The sequence below is a fragment of the Dryocola baronae genome (assembly GCF_051297175.1).
Taxonomy (GTDB): Bacteria; Pseudomonadota; Gammaproteobacteria; order Enterobacterales; family Enterobacteriaceae; genus Dryocola.
This window is the reverse complement of record NZ_JBINNY010000001.1, coordinates 2,041,375-2,057,840: the sequence shown is the minus strand read 5'-3', so window position 1 is coordinate 2,057,840 and position 16,466 is coordinate 2,041,375. Positions and strand designations below refer to the sequence as shown.

Below are 16,466 nucleotides of genomic sequence, written 5' to 3'. Positions count from 1 at the left end.
AAAAATGACCTATTGAAACGCATAATTTTAGGCGGTCAAGACTTGAAAAAATCATACTTGCTTGAAATAGAATAAAGCTTGAACAGTCGGCTGTTTATATTGCACTAAAATAATGAAAGTTTAATGACATGCTGCTCCAACATGTGGCAATAAAAACGTTTCGCTATAATATATTTCACATTTCACCCATCAGATATTCAAAAAAATACCCCACTTAAATGAAGCGACAATAATTAGGACTTATTTTTTAAATAAGGCCACGCTCTCGCCGATACGGAACGGCGTGAAACCATCCTCTTCAACTCCTGCATCACGTAGGGCAGCATTTAGCTCAGCAGGTGGCATATCGAGCGATTCATCAGCAAGTTCGAAAACCCCCCAGTGGATTGGCACGGTTTTTGGCCTGCCGATATCTTGCCAGAGCGTAACCGCCTGCTGCGGATCCATATGGTGGCTGCCCATAAACCAGCGAGGCGAATAAGCACCGATAGGAATAGCGGCCGCGTCGAGTGGCCCAAGCCGCAGGGCGATATCCGCTAAATCTGGCGTATAGCCAGTGTCGCCACTGAACCAGAAGCGCAACTGCTGGGATTCAACGATCCATCCGCACCACAGGCTGCGGTTACGATCCCAAAACGAACGCATGCTCCAGTGTTGCGCGGGCACTGCGGTCATCACCATGCCTTTCCAGTTCGCGGCCTGCCACCAGTCCAGCTCCGTGATGTGACGTATGCCGCGACGGGCGAACCACTTTTTAAGGCCCAGCGGGACAAAAAAGTGGGCATCCGGGAAACGGCGGCCAATACGACGCACGGTAGCGCAATCAAGATGATCGTAATGGTTGTGCGAGATGAGCACCGTATTCAGCTGCGGAAGCTCGTCAATCCTAAGGGATATGGGGGTTTTGCGCTGCGGACCCGCGAAAGGGAGCGGTGAAGCGCGCTGAGAGAAAACGGGGTCGGTCAGAAGGTATTGCCCTTGCAGGCGCAAAAGTATGCTTGCATGCCCCAGCCACCAGATGCGGTCATCTTCGCCCGTCACGCTGGCTTTTTGCCACCAGCGTTCGGTAAAGGCCGGGTAACCTGCGCTGGGAGGATGCGGCAGCCCCTGCGCCTTTCTTTCTTCACGCCAGCGCTTTACATCGCCCTGCTGGCGTTTTGATGCGTGCAGATTACGAAAGCCATCGGGCAGATGGTGCGGCTGATTGGGATCGAACCAGGGATTTTTCCACGGCATACCGGCTCCTGAAGGGAAAATCAGTCAACCGCCCGATCAGGGGTTACCGCTCGGCGACCAGACGGACAAAATCGTCTTCTTCTTCGTCTTCGTCTACGACAGGTGCCGCTTTTTTCTCAACTTCGGGTTCGTTTGCTTCACACAGGCGACGCAGCAATGCGTTCTGGCGCTTTTGCTGATCGAGCAGCTCTTCAAGCAAAGCAACCTGCTCGTTCGCCCGGCTGCTGGCACGATTAACGAAGAACCACAGGATCAAGCCCACCAACAGCACAACCAGAGAGACAGCCAAAGACGCAATGTTAAAAATGCCAACGTTTAGTTCGTTCATCATACCACCTCAACAAAACGCGTATTCTACACCTGCCCGGCCATAAGGGGATCGCCACAATGATTAAAAATACCCTACCAGGGGATAAATTTATTGATTGTGCAAATGCCGCTGAAAAACTGTACATCCTGATCGCACATCACATTGACCATTTGGGTCCATAACAGGAGGCAGGCGACGATTATCACCGCCATGATAACCCATCGGTACTTTTTCACTCATGTCTCCACTTCAGCACTAAATTCACTCCAGCCTATCACTGCTAAATTAAACCTAGCTTAACTGCGGGTGCATTTCACAATTCGGAATATTGATATTGTGGACACAGCACAATCCACTACGCTTAGCGTCGGAATACACAGCAAAAAAAGAGGTTTCCATGCGTATGGTTATTCGTACCATCATCGTTTTGGCACTTGTGTGGATCGGTCTGCTTTTATCAGGCTACGGCGTATTAATTGGCAGCCACGAAAATGCCGCAGGTCTGGGATTGCAGTGCAAATACCTGACGGCGCGCAACGTTGTGACCGCGCAGTTCGTTCATACCGAAAGCGGCATTGTCGGCCTCACCAACTGCCCCGTCCTGCGCAAAAGCGAAACCGTTATCGATAATGGCCAGTAACAAAAAACGCCGCATTTAGCGGCGTTTTCTTTGAATATCCGCTCAGAACGGGTATTCGTGATAACCCATTTGCTCAGAGATCGTGCGGGCAGCGTCATGCAGCATTGCAACGTACTCGTGCAAACGGTCTTCAGAGAAGCGTAGCGTCGGGAAGGAAATACTCAACCCGGCGATAACCACGCCGAAGCGGTCAAATACCGGTACGCCAATGCAGCGCAGCCCTTCTTCCTGCTCCTGATTATCTTCACCGTAACCCTGCTCGCGTACCTGGTCGAGCTGCGGCAGCAGTTCTTCGGTGCTCATAATCGTGCGGTCGGTGCTGCGGGTATATTCCACGCCGGAGAGAATCTCTTTCACTTCTTCGCGGTCACGCCACGCGAGCAGAACTTTACCGATTGCCGTGCTGTATAACGGGTTACGACGCCCAACGCGAGAGTACATGCGCAGGTTATACATGGAATCGATTTTGTGGATGTAGACGATGCTGTCTTCATCCAGCGCGCCCAGGTGAATGGTTTCTTTGGTCAGACGCGAAAGCTCGCGCATCTGAATATCCGCACTGCGGATCAAGTCAACGTTTTGCAGCGCACGCGCGCCTAATTCAAACAGTTTTAACGTCAGAGAATACTTCTCGGACTCACCTTCCTGAGCAACGTAGCCCAGCGACTTCATGGTTTGCAAAAAGCGATAGACGGTGCTTTTTGACATCATGACGCGTTGCGAAAGTTCAGTGATGCCAATTTCACGTTCTTCGCCAAGAGCCTGTAAAATGCCAAAAACTTTCAGCACAGAAGAGACAGAATCAGGTTGTTTATCCAGATCTGCGATTGCCATTAATCACCTCGATCGCACGTGTTTTATAAAAATCAGAACTGGTTTTTAGTATAAGTTGACGACCAGTCTATCGCAATGAATCTATGCTATTTCGTTACAAATCTGCGACATATCCCAGAAATATCAATGCTAAAATATTTGTACACAGAATAACACCCATAAAGTCACACTATTCCCATGGATAAATCTCTTCCTGACGGGCTTGCCGTCCCGCAGCGCTATGGGGCGATCTTCGCCATTGCGTTGGGCATTACGATGGCCGTGCTCGACGGCGCTATTGCAAACGTTGCGCTGCCAACGATCGCCCGCGACCTGAGCGCCAGCCCCGCCGAATCAATCTGGGTGGTAAACAGCTACCAGATAGCCATTATCGTCTCTCTGTTATCCATGTCTTTTTTGGGCGACATCTTTGGCTACCGCCGGGTTTACCAGTGCGGACTGGTACTTTTCTGCCTGACCTCACTGTTCTGCGCGCTATCCACCTCGCTGCCGATGCTCACCTTTGCTCGCGTGCTCCAGGGCTTCGGCGGGGCGGCATTAATGAGCGTGAACACCGCTCTAATACGGCTGATTTACCCGCAGCGCTTTCTCGGGCGCGGGATGGGCATTAACTCCTTTATTGTCGCCGTCTCTTCCGCCGCGGGGCCAACCATCGCGGCGGCAATCTTATCCGTTGCCTCGTGGAAGTGGCTGTTCCTGATAAACGTGCCGATTGGCATAGTGGCGCTGATTCTGGCGCTGCGCTTCCTGCCGCCAAACCAGCAGAAGTCCCAGGGGCAGCGTTTTGATATCCCAAGCGCCATCATGAACGCCCTGACCTTTGGCCTACTTATTTCGGCCATCAGCGGTTTCTCCCAGGGCCAGTCAAGCACGTTGATTCTTGCCGAGCTGGCAGCGCTTGCCATTATTGGCTATTTCTTTATCCGTCGGCAGCTGGCGCTCCCCTTCCCAATTCTGCCGGTCGACCTGCTGCGCATTCCCATATTTTCACTGTCGATGGGCACCTCCGTCTGCTCTTTTGCCGCCCAGATGCTGGCCTTCGTTTCGCTGCCTTTCTTCCTGCAAACCGTGCTGGGCCGCAGCGAAGTGGACACCGGACTGCTGCTCACGCCGTGGCCGCTTGCCACGATGGTGATGGCACCTCTTGCAGGCTATCTGATTGAGCGCGTCCACGCGGGCCTGCTGGGCGGAATTGGCCTTGCCGTAATGGCAACCGGCCTGTTTGCCCTTGCCCTGCTGCCGCAGAATCCTACCGATTTCGACATCATCTGGAGAATGGTGCTGTGCGGCGCGGGTTTTGGCCTTTTCCAGTCGCCAAACAACCACACGATTATTTCCGCAGCGCCCCGCCATCGCAGCGGCGGAGCCAGTGGGATGCTGGGCACGGCAAGGCTGCTCGGACAAAGTACCGGAGCCGCGCTGGTTGCCCTGATGTTCAATATGTTCCACAACCACGGCACCCACGCCTCGCTCATTTTGGCGGGAAGTTTCGCAACGCTTGCCGCCATCGTCAGCAGCCTGCGAATGTCACAGCCCAGAACGCAGGCATAAAAAAAGCGTGCCGCTAAGGGCACGCTTTTTGACGTCTTTCTAAACGCTTACTTCAGGTAGTCGCCGTTACGCAGTGCTTCGATACGTTTGTCCAGCGGCGGGTGCGTCATAAACAGTTCGCTCATCGACTTCGCCTTACCGTTGATGCAAAACGCCATCATGCTGCTGGCTTCCTGAGGCTCATAGCTGGTTTTCAGGCGCTGTAGCGCAGCAATCATTTTCTCACGCCCAACCAGCTTCGCCGAACCGGCATCCGCATGGAATTCACGGTGGCGGGAGAACCACATGGTGATGATGCTGGCGAGAATACCAAACACCAGTTCCAGCACCGTTGCGACCGCAAAATAAACCAGCGGGTTGCCGTTGCTGCTTTCACCTTCGTCACGGTTCCCGGACAGGAAGCCTGAGGCAACCTGCGCGATGATACGGGAAATAAATATAACGAATGTGTTCACTACGCCCTGAATCAGCGTCATGGTAACCATATCACCGTTTGCGACGTGGCTGATTTCGTGAGCGATCACGGCCTCAGCTTCATCGCGGCTCATGTTTTGCAGAAGACCGGTGCTGACGGCCACCAGCGAAGCATCGCGGCGAGCGCCCGTGGCGAACGCGTTGATGTCCGGCGCATGGTAAATGGCAACCTGTGGCATAGCGATGCCAGCCTGTTGCGACTGACGGCGAACCGTTTCAATCAGCCAGCGTTCCGTTTCATTGCGCGGTTGTTCAATGACTTCCCCACCAACTGAACGTAATGCCATCCACTTGGACATCAGCAGGGAAACGATAGAACCACCAAAGCCAAACAATACCGCCATGATCATCAGACCGGAAACGCTGCTTGACTGGATCCCCGTCAGGCTTAGCACCAGCCCGAAAACGACCATAACCGCAAGGTTGGTCAGCAGGAAAAGCCCGATACGCATCATAATTTTCTTTTTACCTCGGTTAAAAATACGCACTGTGCGTTACCCCACATCGTAGGGGCAAGCCTGCCATTTTCAAGCATCATCACACTACAAGTGGTTAATAATACATAACTTTACATTTTATGGGGGCGGGGCTGACGTGACGTGAGATAGGTAGAAAAACGGGCACAATTTCTTGTGCCCGTTGGGAGTTACTTAGCTGCTGCCGGTTGTTCAGCCGGCTTGTCCTGTTCCATCTTTGCAAAGTCCAGAGCAATGTGAACCGTTTCATCAAGATACGGATCCGGCTCCTGGTAATCCTTCGGCAAATCGTCGAGTTTTTTCAGCGGGGCCTTCCCTTCACGCTTATAGCGATCGTTGATGCGCGCCAGCCGCGTGGCGTCGTCTTCCTGATTTTCTTTCTCACGCTGGGCGAGATTCAGGGAAACGATGCTGCGTTTCTCTTTCAGGGCATTGAAACGAGCAATGTCCTTCATGATGTACTGGAACTCCGGGTCCGCAGCGATGCGGTCCTGGTGCAGCTTCAGCAGCTGCGGCTCAAACGGTTTCAGATCGCCTGACTTAACGTAGGTTGCAGCGTTAATGCTATCCCACGGCAGGGCGTTATCTTCAAACTTCTCGCCGGTTTCGGTCTCTTCGGTACCGGTAGGCATCATGATGTCTGGCGTGACACCTTTACGCTGCGTACTGCCGCCGTTGATGCGGTAGAACTTCTGAATGGTGTACTGCACTGAACCCAGAGCAGGCCATTCCGGACGCAGCATCTGATCGTAAATACGATTCAGAGAACGATACTGCTGCACGGTGCCTTTACCGAAGGTTGGCTCACCCACGATCAGCGCACGACCGTAATCCTGCATCGCCGCGGCGAAGATTTCAGATGCCGAGGCGCTAAAGCGGTCAACCATCACCACCAGCGGGCCTTTATAGTACACAACGCCGTCGGTATCGCTGTCTTCACGAACTTTACCGTTGTTGTCGCGCACCTGAACCACCGGGCCGCTTGGGATAAACAGACCGGACAGCGAAACCGCTTCGGTCAACGCGCCGCCGCCGTTAGAACGCAGATCGATGATCACGCTCTTCACGTTCTGTTTTTCCAGCTTCTGCAGCTGAACCTTAACGTCGTCCGTCAGACCAACGTAGAAGCCTGGAATATCCAGCACGGCCACTTTGTCTTTGCCGACGGTTTTCACGGTCAGTTTCACCGCGCGATCTTCAAGACGAATACGTTCACGCGTCAGGGTAACGATGCGGGTTTTGGTGCCTTTACCGGCAGGCAGGATCTCAAGGCGCACTTTGCTGCCCTTCGGCCCTTTGATCAGCGCAACGACGTCATCCAGACGCCAGCCGATGACGTCAACCATCCCTTTGCCCGTCTGACCTACGCCTACGATACGGTCGCCAACGGTAATCGCCTTGCTCTTGGCTGCCGGGCCACCGGCGACCATGGAATTGATAACCGTATAGTCATCATCCATTTGCAGCACCGCGCCGATACCTTCCAGAGACAGGCTCATTTCAGTATTGAACTGCTCGGTATTGCGCGGCGAGAGGTAGTTAGTATGCGGGTCGATTTCATGCGCGAACGCGGTCATCGCCAGCGAGAAAACGTCTTCGCTATTGGACTGTGCCAGGCGGCGAATCGCGAACTGATAACGCTTGGTCAGCGTTTCGCGGATCTCCTGCTCGGTTTTGCCGGTCAGCTTAAGGCTCAGTTCGTCATACTTGACCTTACCGTCCCAGAGTTTATTCAACTCATCAACGCTTGTCGGCCAGGGTGACTTGCTGCGGTCGAGATTAAACGTGTCGTTGCCGGTGAAATCCATCGGCTTTTCGAGCACCTTCAGCGCGTACTGATAGCGCTCAAAACGACGTTTTTGACCCAGGTTGTACAAATCATAAAACACATCCAGCTTGCCTGAACGTAGCTCATCACCAATCTGGTTTTTCTTAGCCGCGAACTGCTCTACGTCGCTCGCCAGCAGCACGTTGTGGCTGTAGTCGAGCAGATTCAGGTAGCGGTCAAAGATTTTGGCGGAGAATTTTTCGTCGAGGTCAAACTGGCGGTAGTGCGAGCGAGTAAAGCGCGAGGTTACGCGCTCACTCACCGTGGCATGCTGTGCTTCTTCCTTTAACTGCGGGATTTGGTCAGCGCGCGTGATGTTATCGACGGCAAGCGCGCTGCCTGTCAGAAACAACAGGCTAGCGACGGCCGTAAGCTTAAAGAGTTTGTTCATGCCCGGGTCTGGCCTCCGTTTCAGAACTGCAAGTGTTCTGCGCGTACAATCATAGCCATACCAGAAGTCAGCTGTACACGGACGCCATCTTTGGTAATTTCCAATACGGTGGCATCCATCGCGTTGTTACCCGCTTTGACTTTAATTGCCTGTCCAACCTGCAGGGCTGAAATATCCGTCACTGGCGTGCGTTTTTCCTCGCGAGGAGCCTGAGCAGCGGGCTTATCGGCACGAGGTTTGCGTTCTGTTGCTTCTTTACGACGTGGTGCTGCAGGGCGCGGTTTACGCTCGCGACGAGGTTTGTCTTCGACAGTCTCACCGTTAGCGATAGCAGCTTCACGTTTTTTAGCCTGCTGTTCGGCACGCTGGGCCTGAACGCGGGCTTTGGCTTCTTCAAGCTGTTTGCGGGCGTGTTCTACGTGCTGCTCATCCAGCTCACCGCATGGGTTGCCGTCGAGATCGACACGAACCGCACCGACTTTGATACCGTACAGGTAACGCCAGCTTGAAGTATAAAGACGTAACGCGGAGCGAAGCTGAGTTTTACTAAGGCTCATTTCGCCTTCAACGCGCGCGACTAAATCCTGAAAGATTCCGATCTTCAGGGGGCGAGCTTCACCTTCAGCGCTAAAGCACTGTGGGAAACGCTCTGCCAAAAAGGCGATAACTTCTTTGCTGCTATTCAACTTGGGTTGATTTTCCATGAAATTTCCTGATTACAACGGAGTTGCCAACAAACCGCGGCATGAACAGGCGACATTATAATGACGCTATCGGCAAATGCCACGTTATCCGTTGTTTATCATGCTAACGAGTGAAGAATTTTTTGTAATCCGTAGCGGTTAGAAGCTGTGTAAGCTGCGTAACCAGTTGGGATAAGCCCTGTTGGTCTTCCAGAGTAAAGCGACCGTATTCGGTGCTATCGATATCCAGAACACCGATAATTTCGTCGTTCACCACCAGCGGGAAGACGATTTCGGAATTGCTCGCGGCGTCGCAGGCGATGTGGCCGTCAAAGGCATGCACATCTTCGACGCGCTGCACTTCGCGGCTTGAAACCGCCGTGCCGCACACGCCCTTACCGACCGGAATGCGTACACAGGCAATCTTGCCCTGGAAAGGCCCCAGCACAAGAGTCGTGTCTTCCAGAAGATAAAAGCCCGCCCAGTTGACGCCATCAAGGCGTTCGAAAAGGAGCGCGCTGGTGTTTGCAAGGGTTGCCAAAAAACTTGTTTCACCTGCCAATAACGCACTGAAATCGCGATTTAAATCCGCGTAAAATTGTTCTTTGTTCATTGAGTAACCATTTTGTTGTCTGACCGTACCGCATAGCATAATAAAATAAGCACTAAATGCGCTGTGCCACAAGGTGTATCATTTTATGAATTAATATAGGCTTGGCTTATTATTCATATCATAGTGAGACACGACATGCCGCACGGCGATTTCCGGACTAAGACGAAAAATGAAAATACACGCCATTAGTCAGGTTTTGCCGCAGGCACGTTATCAGCGTTGTCCCCAATGCGATACCCTTTTCTCCCTGCCTGCGGTGAAATCCTCTCAAAGCGCCTATTGCCCCCGCTGTGACGCCAAAGTGCATCACGGGCGCGACTGGTCGTTAACCCGCCTCGCGGCAATGGCTATCGCCATGTTGTTGCTAATGCCGGTGGCCTTTTCCGAACCCCTGCTGCGTATCTATTTGCTGGGGACCAGAATCGATGCCAACGTTTTTCAGGGCATCTGGCAGATGACCAGCCGAGGCGACCCGGTTACCGCAGCCATGGTGCTCTTTTGCGCGGTGGGCGCTCCGGCGACGCTGGTCGCCGCTATCGCCTATCTCTACTTCGGTAATATTCTTGGCATGAATCTAAGGCCGGTGTTGCTGATGCTCGAGAAGCTCAAAGAGTGGGTGATGCTGGACATCTATCTGGTGGGAATAGGCGTCGCCTCCATCAAGGTGAAAGAGTATGCGTTTATGCAGCCGGGCGTTGGGCTGGTCGCATTTGTCGCGCTGGTCGTGTTAAGTCTGCTGACCATGATCCACCTTAACGTCGAGCAGCTTTGGGAAAGGTTCTACCCGCAGCGCCCCGCCCGCGCCTATAACGCACAGCTTCGCGTTTGCCTCGGCTGCCACTTCACCGGCGTGCCGGACGCACGAGGCCGCTGTCCGCGCTGCCACGTGCCGCTGCGTCACCGTCGTCGGCAAAGCCTGCAAAAGTCCTGGGCGGCGCTCATCGCTTCACTGATGTTTCTGCTTCCGGCGAACCTGCTGCCCATTTCTGTTATTTACGTCAACGGCTCGCGGCAGGAAGACACGATACTTTCCGGCATCATTTCCCTTGCGGGAAGCAACATTGCGGTCGCCGCGGTGGTATTTATTGCCAGTATTCTCGTACCGTTTACTAAAGTGATTGTACTGATTACGCTTTTACTCAGTATCCACTTCAAATGTGAGAAAGGCCTGCGCACGCGCATACTGCTGCTGCGTTTTGTCACCTGGATTGGCCGCTGGTCGATGCTCGATTTGTTCGTTATTGCTCTCACCATGTCGCTGGTCAACCGCGATCAGCTGCTGGCATTTACTATGGGACCGGCCGCGTTTTACTTTGGCGCGTCGGTTATTTTAACTATTCTTGCAGTCGAATGGCTGGATAGCCGACTACTTTGGGACGCACATGAGTCAGGAAACGCCCGCTTCACCGACTGAAGCGCGAATTAAAACAAAACGCCGGATTTCTCCATTCTGGTTGCTGCCGATTATCGCCCTGCTGATTGCCAGCTGGCTTATCTGGACAACCTATGAAGAACGCGGCACTACGGCAACTATCGATTTCATCTCAGCGGACGGCATCGTCGCCGGGCGCACCCCCGTGCGCTATCAGGGCGTCGAGGTGGGCACCGTGCAAAGCGTCAGCCTTGGCGAAAACCTGAATAAAATTGAAGTTAAAGTCAGCATTAAAAGCGACATGAAGGACGCGCTGCGCGAAGAAACGCAGTTCTGGCTCGTCACCCCGAAAGCCTCTTTAGCCGGGGTTTCCGGCCTGGACGCGCTGGTCGGCGGTAACTACATCGGCATGATGCCCGGCAAAGGCGAACCCAAAGACCACTTTGTCGCGCTCGATACCCAGCCGAAATATCGCCTTAACAACGGCGAGCTGATGATTCACCTGCACGCGCCGGACCTCGGCTCGCTCAACAGCGGCTCGCTGGTTTACTTCCGTAAAATTCCCGTCGGGCGCGTTTACGACTACACCATCAGCCCGAACAAGCAGGGCGTTACCGTGGACGTGCTGATCGACCGCCGCTTCACCAACCTGGTGAAAAAGGGCAGCCGCTTCTGGAACGTTTCCGGGGTGAAAAGCAATATCAGCCTGAGCGGCGCGCAGATCCAGCTTGAAAGCCTGGCAGCCCTGGTCAACGGGGCAATTGCCTTTGACTCACCGGAAGGATCGGCCCCGGCAAAAGCCGATGACGAATTCGGACTGTATGAAGATCTGGCCCACAGCCAGCGCGGCGTGCTTATCAAGCTCGACCTGCCGGGCGGTGAAGGGCTGAAGGCAGACTCGACTCCGCTGATGTATCAGGGCCTGGAAGTCGGCACGCTCACCAAGCTGAACCTCCTACCAGGCGGCTCGGTGACCGGCGAAATGACGGTCGATCCGGGCGTGGTTAACCTGATGCGCACCGGCACCCGCATCGAACTGCGCAGCCCGAAACTCTCCCTTAGCAACCCGGACATCAGCCGCCTGTTGACGGGCAGCACCTTCGAGCTGATCCCCGGCGAAGGCGACCCGCAGGATCACTTTGTCATCCTCCCGAGCGACAAAACTCCGCTCCAGCAGCCAAACGTGCTGACGCTGAGCCTGACCGCGCCGGAAAGCTACGGCATCGACGCGGGACAGCCGGTTATCCTGCACGGCATTCAGATTGGCCAGGTGCTTGAGCGTTCGCTGAGCGCCAAGGGCGTTAGCTTCGCCGTTGCCATCGAGCCGCAGTATCGCCATCTGTTAAAAGGCGACAGCAAGTTCGTGGTCAACAGCCGCATCGACGTGAAGCTCGGCATGGACGGCGTTGAATTCCTCGGCGCAAGCGCGAGCGAATGGGTAAGCGGCGGCGTGCGCGTTATTCCTGGCGACAAGGGCGAAATGAAGCCGACCTATCCGCTTTACGCCAACCTGGAAAAAGCGGTTGAAAACAGCCTGAGCGACCTGCCGACAACCACCCTAACGCTGACGGCGGCGAGCCTGCCGGATATCCAGGCCGGTTCCGTGGTGCTCTACCGTAAATTCCAGGTCGGCGAAATCATCACCGTACGCCCGAAGGCCAATAGCTTTGATATCGACGTTCACATCAAGCCGGAATACCGCAACCTGTTGACCTCCAGCAGCGTGTTCTGGGCCGAAGGCGGCGCGCGCGTGCAGCTGAACGGCAGCGGCCTGACGGTTCAGGCATCGCCGCTTTCCCGCGCGCTAAAGGGCGCAATCAGCTTCGATAACCTGACCGGCGCGGGCGCGGGCTTCACCAAAGGCGACAAGCGCGTGCTTTATGCCTCGGAAACTGCCGCCCGTGCGGTGGGGAGCCAGATAACGCTGCATACGTTTGACGCCGGTAAGCTTTCCGCCGGCATGCCAATCCGTTATCTGGGGATCGACATCGGCCAGCTCGAATCGCTGAACCTCACCGAATCGCGCAGCGAAGTCGAGGCCAAAGCCGTGCTCTATCCGGAATACGTTTCTACCTTTGCTCGCGGCGGAACGCGCTTCTCCGTGGTAACGCCGCAAATCTCCGCAGCGGGCGTCGATCACCTGGATACTATCCTCCAGCCGTATATCAACGTGGAGCCGGGCCGCGGCTCGCCGCGCCGTGATTTCGAGCTACAGGAAACGTCGATCACCGACTCGCGCTACTCCGACGGCCTGAGCATCGTGCTTGAAGTGCCTGAAGCGGGCGCGTTGAGCATCGGCACGCCGGTGCTGTTCCGCGGCGTGGAAGTGGGCACCGTGACGGGACTGACGCTCGGCAACCTTTCTGACCGCGTAATGGTCGGCCTGCGCATCAGCAAACGCTTCCAGCATCTGGTGCGCGACAGCTCGGTGTTCTGGCTGGCTTCCGGCTACAGCCTTGACTTCGGGCTGACCGGCGGCGTGGTGAAAACGGGCACGTTTAACCAGTTCATCCGCGGCGGCATCGCCTTTGCGACGCCTCCGGGCACGCCGCTGGCGCCGAAAGCAGAAACGGGCAAACACTTCCTGCTGCTGGAAAGTGAACCGAAAGAGTGGCGTCAGTGGGGCACCGCCCTGCCGCGCTAGCCAACCCAAAGCGCCCCGGTACTCGCCGGGGCCTTTATGCTACACTGCGCCCCTTATTTTTCTCTGGAACTCCCCTCGTGGCTCAAACTCACTCCGCTTTTCTTCCGCAAGCCTTTCTTGACGTGATGCGTGACGCGCTGCCTGCCGGCCAGTCGCTCGACAGCTTTATCGAATACTGCCAGCGCCCGCTGCGCCGCAGCCTGCGCGTTAACACCCTCAAGATATCCGTTGCCGACTTTCTCGAACTCGTCGCACCCTACGGTTGGCAGCTAACGCCGATTCCATGGTGTGAGGAAGGGTTTTGGATTGAACGAGAAGACGAAGAGAGCCTGCCGCTGGGCAGTACCGCCGAACACCTGAGCGGCATGTTCTACATTCAGGAAGCAAGCTCGATGCTGCCCGTGGCGGCGCTGTTTGCCGATGAAAGCGAGCCGCAGCTGATTATGGACGTGGCCGCCGCGCCCGGTTCCAAAACCACGCAGATCGCCGCGCGCATGGGGAACCGCGGCGCAATTCTTGCCAATGAATACTCCGCCAGCCGGGTGAAAGTGCTGCATGCCAATATCAGCCGCTGCGGGATAAGCAACGTCGCGCTGACGCATTTCGATGGCCGGGTCTTTGGCGCGGCGCTGCCGGAATGCTTTGACGCGATTCTGCTCGATGCGCCCTGCTCCGGCGAAGGCGTGGTGCGAAAAGACCCTGACGCGCTGCGCAACTGGACGCCGGAAAGCACCGCAGGCATCGCGGACACCCAGCGCGAACTGATCGCCAGCGCGTTCCACGCCCTGCGCCCTGGCGGGACGCTGATTTACTCCACCTGCACCCTCAACCGCGAGGAAAATCAGCAGATCTGCCAGTGGCTGCTCGACAGCTGGCCCGACGCGGTAGAAATCGCCCCGCTGAACGATCTGTTCCCGGACGCGGGTAAAGCCATCACCGAAGAAGGCTTCCTGCACGTCTTCCCGCAGATTTACGACTGCGAAGGCTTCTTCGTCGCCCGCCTGCGTAAAACCGCCTCTATCGATCGTCTGCCGGAACCGGGATACAAGGTCGGCAAATTCCCGTTTGCTCCCCTGCACGGCCGCGCGGCGGCTGACGTCGTTTCGTCGGCGGCAAAAGTTGGCATTAGCTGGGGCGACGAGCTCAAGCTGTGGCAGCGCGACAAAGAAATCTGGCTGTTCCCGGCAGAAATCGTGCCGCTTATCGGCAAAGTGCGTTTCTCCCGTATCGGCCTGCGCCTGGCGGAACAGTACAACAAAGGCTACCGCTGGCAGCACGAAGCGGTCATCGCGCTGATCGACGCCACCTCGCCGCTGGCCTTTGAGCTGACGGAGCACGAGGCCGAAGAGTGGTATCACGGGCGCGATATTTACCCGGAAACTGCGCCAGCTTCGGACGATGTTATCGTCACCTTCCAGGGGCAACCCCTTGGTCTGGCGCGCAAAATCGGCTCGCGCCTGAAAAACAGCTACCCGCGCGAGCTGGTTCGCGACGGCAGACTGTTCGCCAGCAGTCGTTAATTCGGCTTAAAAATAATCGCTTTTTATTTGGCACTTTTTGCACAATTGACTAGGCTCAAACTTGGGTGACCTTACTGGTCATACCACATCAAGTGGACCGGAGGAGAGCGAAATGACGAAAACTAACGTACGAATAGGCAAATTCGAAATCGAAGACGCCGAGTTACACGGGGAGCAGCAGGGTGAGCGAACGTTAAGCATTCCCTGCAAATCCGACCCGGACCTGTGCATGCAGCTTGATGCGTGGGATGACGACACCAGTATTCCCGCCGTGCTAGACGGCGAGCATTCCGTACTTTACCGCCAGCGTTACGATCAACAGTCCGATGCGTGGGTTATGCGTCTTGCATGATCCCAGATGAACCCGTCGCCAGACGGGTTATTTACCGCAGTCATTCCCCTCTTTTCGCCACATCCCCTACAATTAAGCCAAACGGAGCGGTTTTGAGGCGCTAATGTTTGCGTTGGTTTTATTTGTTTGTTATCTGGACGGCGGCTGTGACGATATCGTCGTAGAAGTGTTTAACACCGAGCAGCAGTGCCTGTCGGTCATGGACGAGCAGCGTATGCGCCACGGCGGCTGCTATCCGGTAGAAGAGTTTATCGACGGCTTCTGGCGTCCCGCGCAGGAATTTAGCGACCTGTAGCGGCTACTGCACCTGCACCATGGTCAGCGTGTTGCCAAACACCGCGCCGGTATCGATGTAGTTTTGATTGTGGTAGTGGGCGGCCTGTTTTAGCGGCGTGTGCCCGAAGTAAAACCCATCTGCCCCGCTGATATTCTCCCCCAACCCCTGCATATTTTTATTGAGCCGCTCTCGGCTCCAGACCAGGCGGCGCTCGTCCACAGGTTTGTTCCAGGCATAGTGGGAAGAAGGATAATCCGCATGGGCAATCACCAGCGTTTGATCATGGACGTGCAGTTCGATAATTAACGGCAAATCGTGACAGTGCAGCAGCGCCTCCCGCACGATCTTCTGGCGTTCATCGGGCAGCTTTTTAAACCAGTCGCCGCCGTTCATCACCCACAGCATCCTGTCACCCTGCTCCAGCGCGTCCAGCGCCATCTCTTCGTGATTACCCCGCACGGCCCTGAACCAGCGTTTGTCGAGCAACGCCAGGCAGCCGGGGCTGTCCGGGCCGCGGTCGATCACATCGCCTACGGAAATCAGCAAATCCTGCCGGGAATCGAAACGCCGGTTTTTTAGCAGCGCGACCAGCTTAGCCAGGCAGCCGTGCAGGTCGCCCACAATGTAAATATGACGCCAGTTTTCACCGTCGATTCTCTGGTACATAGCGCCTCCGCTGGCATTCACTCATTCTAAAAGTATAGGCCAGCGGCGTGTCTCAGCCTGATTTCGGGCGCGCCAGCATTCGCACCTGCTTGACGTGATAGGTCACGTAATGCTCGAAGCGGAAGCCAAAACGTTCCGCCAGGTGAATCGAACGCTGGTTATCATCATCAATAATGCAGCAGACCGGCCCTGTGAAAGCGGTATCTGCCCAATCGATAATCGCGGCCAGCGCCTCGGTGGCATAGCCCTTGCCGTGCACCGCCGGAATCAGCGTCCAGCCCGCTTCCGGATGCTCCAGCGCCGGGGTTAGATCGCGATGCGCATCCTGAAAGCCAAACGAACCGATGTAGCGACGCGTGTCCTTTTCAAACACCGCCCAATAGCCGTAGCCCAGCGCCTGCCAGTGGCCGATATAGCGCAGCAGGCGGCCCCAGCTCATTTCAGCACTCTGCGGCAGCCCGCCGCCGATAAACTTGACCATCTCCGGGTCGGCCCAGCAGGCCGCCAGCGCGTCGAAATCATCAAGCGTAAAATGCCTTAAAACCAGACGATCTGTTTCAAGACGAGGTGCTTCAGTAACCATGAATATCCCTTTTATC

17 protein-coding genes are annotated in these 16,466 nt (G+C 55.5%); 7 read left to right on the top strand and 10 right to left on the bottom strand.

Features of this window, described 5'->3' with window-relative positions:
* Window positions 1-240 precede the first annotated feature (240 nt).
* The 3 genes from ACSPHG_RS09660 to mgrB form a co-directional block, all read right to left on the bottom strand.
* Window positions 241-1,236 carry an MBL fold metallo-hydrolase gene (locus ACSPHG_RS09660; protein ID WP_435953256.1) on the bottom strand — a complete coding sequence of 332 codons (996 nt, stop codon included), beginning with the start codon at window positions 1,234-1,236 and terminating at the stop codon, window positions 241-243.
* Between the two features lie 43 nt (window positions 1,237-1,279).
* Window positions 1,280-1,567 (bottom strand): YebO family protein, encoded by a 288-nt coding sequence (locus tag ACSPHG_RS09655; protein WP_435953255.1) that lies wholly within the window; start codon window positions 1,565-1,567, stop codon window positions 1,280-1,282.
* 71 nt (window positions 1,568-1,638) lie between these two features.
* Window positions 1,639-1,782, bottom strand: coding sequence for a PhoP/PhoQ regulatory lipoprotein MgrB (mgrB, locus tag ACSPHG_RS09650; RefSeq protein ID WP_435953254.1), 144 nt, complete (start codon window positions 1,780-1,782; stop codon window positions 1,639-1,641).
* Window positions 1,783-1,943: 161 nt separating this feature from the next.
* Between mgrB and ACSPHG_RS09645 the strand changes: the two genes are divergently transcribed.
* On the top strand, window positions 1,944-2,186 hold the full coding sequence (locus ACSPHG_RS09645) for a YobH family protein (RefSeq protein WP_435953253.1): 243 nt from the start codon (window positions 1,944-1,946) through the stop codon (window positions 2,184-2,186).
* 42 nt (window positions 2,187-2,228) lie between these two features.
* Here the strand turns inward: ACSPHG_RS09645 and kdgR are convergent, their stop codons facing one another.
* Entirely contained in the window at window positions 2,229-3,020 is a 792-nt protein-coding gene (gene kdgR, locus ACSPHG_RS09640; RefSeq protein WP_435953251.1) for a DNA-binding transcriptional regulator KdgR, read from the bottom strand.
* Window positions 3,021-3,197: 177 nt separating this feature from the next.
* On the opposite strand from kdgR, the gene ACSPHG_RS09635 reads away from it, so the two are divergent.
* On the top strand, window positions 3,198-4,571 hold the full coding sequence (locus tag ACSPHG_RS09635; protein ID WP_435953250.1) for an MFS transporter: 1,374 nt from the start codon (window positions 3,198-3,200) through the stop codon (window positions 4,569-4,571).
* Window positions 4,572-4,618: 47 nt separating this feature from the next.
* Here ACSPHG_RS09635 and htpX read toward each other — a convergent pair whose 3' ends face one another.
* The 4 genes from htpX to ACSPHG_RS09615 form a co-directional block, all read right to left on the bottom strand.
* The gene (htpX, locus tag ACSPHG_RS09630; protein ID WP_435953249.1) at window positions 4,619-5,500 is read right to left on the bottom strand and encodes a protease HtpX; all 882 of its coding nucleotides are present in this window, start codon (window positions 5,498-5,500) and stop codon (window positions 4,619-4,621) included.
* A 191-nt stretch (window positions 5,501-5,691) separates the two neighbouring features.
* Window positions 5,692-7,740: a carboxy terminal-processing peptidase gene (gene prc, locus ACSPHG_RS09625; protein WP_435953248.1), complete on the bottom strand. Its 2,049-nt coding sequence runs from the start codon at window positions 7,738-7,740 to the stop codon at window positions 5,692-5,694.
* A gap of 20 nt (window positions 7,741-7,760) precedes the next feature.
* Entirely contained in the window at window positions 7,761-8,444 is a 684-nt protein-coding gene (gene proQ / locus ACSPHG_RS09620; protein WP_435953247.1) for an RNA chaperone ProQ, read from the bottom strand.
* A gap of 103 nt (window positions 8,445-8,547) precedes the next feature.
* A complete protein-coding gene (locus tag ACSPHG_RS09615) occupies window positions 8,548-9,036 on the bottom strand; it encodes a GAF domain-containing protein (RefSeq protein WP_435953246.1) in 489 nt (162 codons plus the stop codon).
* Window positions 9,037-9,205: 169 nt separating this feature from the next.
* Between ACSPHG_RS09615 and yebS the strand changes: the two genes are divergently transcribed.
* From yebS to ACSPHG_RS09590, 5 genes are all read left to right on the top strand, one after another.
* Entirely contained in the window at window positions 9,206-10,450 is a 1,245-nt protein-coding gene (yebS, locus tag ACSPHG_RS09610) for a membrane integrity lipid transport subunit YebS (protein ID WP_435953245.1), read from the top strand.
* Window positions 10,419-13,052: a PqiB family protein gene (locus ACSPHG_RS09605; RefSeq protein ID WP_435953244.1), complete on the top strand. Its 2,634-nt coding sequence runs from the start codon at window positions 10,419-10,421 to the stop codon at window positions 13,050-13,052. Before yebS ends, ACSPHG_RS09605 begins: the two co-directional genes overlap by 32 nt.
* Window positions 13,053-13,129: 77 nt before the next feature.
* Window positions 13,130-14,572, top strand: coding sequence for a 16S rRNA (cytosine(1407)-C(5))-methyltransferase RsmF (rsmF, locus tag ACSPHG_RS09600; RefSeq protein ID WP_435953243.1), 1,443 nt, complete (start codon window positions 13,130-13,132; stop codon window positions 14,570-14,572).
* Between the two features lie 112 nt (window positions 14,573-14,684).
* The gene (locus tag ACSPHG_RS09595) at window positions 14,685-14,924 is read left to right on the top strand and encodes a YebV family protein (RefSeq protein ID WP_435953242.1); all 240 of its coding nucleotides are present in this window, start codon (window positions 14,685-14,687) and stop codon (window positions 14,922-14,924) included.
* 103 nt (window positions 14,925-15,027) lie between these two features.
* A complete protein-coding gene (locus tag ACSPHG_RS09590) occupies window positions 15,028-15,219 on the top strand; it encodes a YdfD/YebW family protein (protein WP_435953241.1) in 192 nt (63 codons plus the stop codon).
* Window positions 15,220-15,222: 3 nt separating this feature from the next.
* Here ACSPHG_RS09590 and ACSPHG_RS09585 read toward each other — a convergent pair whose 3' ends face one another.
* Window positions 15,223-15,867, bottom strand: a complete 645-nt coding sequence (locus ACSPHG_RS09585; RefSeq protein ID WP_435953240.1) for a metallophosphoesterase — start codon at window positions 15,865-15,867, stop codon at window positions 15,223-15,225.
* A 52-nt stretch (window positions 15,868-15,919) separates the two neighbouring features.
* Window positions 15,920-16,450: a GNAT family N-acetyltransferase gene (locus tag ACSPHG_RS09580; protein ID WP_435953239.1), complete on the bottom strand. Its 531-nt coding sequence runs from the start codon at window positions 16,448-16,450 to the stop codon at window positions 15,920-15,922.
* Window positions 16,451-16,466: the final 16 nt, after the last annotated feature.

Coding starts and splice junctions, on each gene's coding strand:
- ACSPHG_RS09595 (WP_435953242.1), top strand. CDS start 14,685: ATGACGAAAACTAACGTACGAATAGGCAAATTCGAAATCGAAGACGCC.
- yebS (WP_435953245.1), top strand. CDS start 9,206: ATGAAAATACACGCCATTAGTCAGGTTTTGCCGCAGGCACGTTATCAG.
- ACSPHG_RS09645 (WP_435953253.1), top strand. CDS start 1,944: ATGCGTATGGTTATTCGTACCATCATCGTTTTGGCACTTGTGTGGATC.
- prc (WP_435953248.1), bottom strand. CDS start 7,740: ATGAACAAACTCTTTAAGCTTACGGCCGTCGCTAGCCTGTTGTTTCTG.
- htpX (WP_435953249.1), bottom strand. CDS start 5,500: ATGATGCGTATCGGGCTTTTCCTGCTGACCAACCTTGCGGTTATGGTC.
- ACSPHG_RS09590 (WP_435953241.1), top strand. CDS start 15,028: ATGTTTGCGTTGGTTTTATTTGTTTGTTATCTGGACGGCGGCTGTGAC.
- ACSPHG_RS09635 (WP_435953250.1), top strand. CDS start 3,198: ATGGATAAATCTCTTCCTGACGGGCTTGCCGTCCCGCAGCGCTATGGG.
- proQ (WP_435953247.1), bottom strand. CDS start 8,444: ATGGAAAATCAACCCAAGTTGAATAGCAGCAAAGAAGTTATCGCCTTT.
- ACSPHG_RS09585 (WP_435953240.1), bottom strand. CDS start 15,867: ATGTACCAGAGAATCGACGGTGAAAACTGGCGTCATATTTACATTGTG.
- kdgR (WP_435953251.1), bottom strand. CDS start 3,020: ATGGCAATCGCAGATCTGGATAAACAACCTGATTCTGTCTCTTCTGTG.
- ACSPHG_RS09655 (WP_435953255.1), bottom strand. CDS start 1,567: ATGATGAACGAACTAAACGTTGGCATTTTTAACATTGCGTCTTTGGCT.
- ACSPHG_RS09580 (WP_435953239.1), bottom strand. CDS start 16,450: ATGGTTACTGAAGCACCTCGTCTTGAAACAGATCGTCTGGTTTTAAGG.
- ACSPHG_RS09660 (WP_435953256.1), bottom strand. CDS start 1,236: ATGCCGTGGAAAAATCCCTGGTTCGATCCCAATCAGCCGCACCATCTG.
- ACSPHG_RS09615 (WP_435953246.1), bottom strand. CDS start 9,036: ATGAACAAAGAACAATTTTACGCGGATTTAAATCGCGATTTCAGTGCG.
- ACSPHG_RS09605 (WP_435953244.1), top strand. CDS start 10,419: ATGAGTCAGGAAACGCCCGCTTCACCGACTGAAGCGCGAATTAAAACA.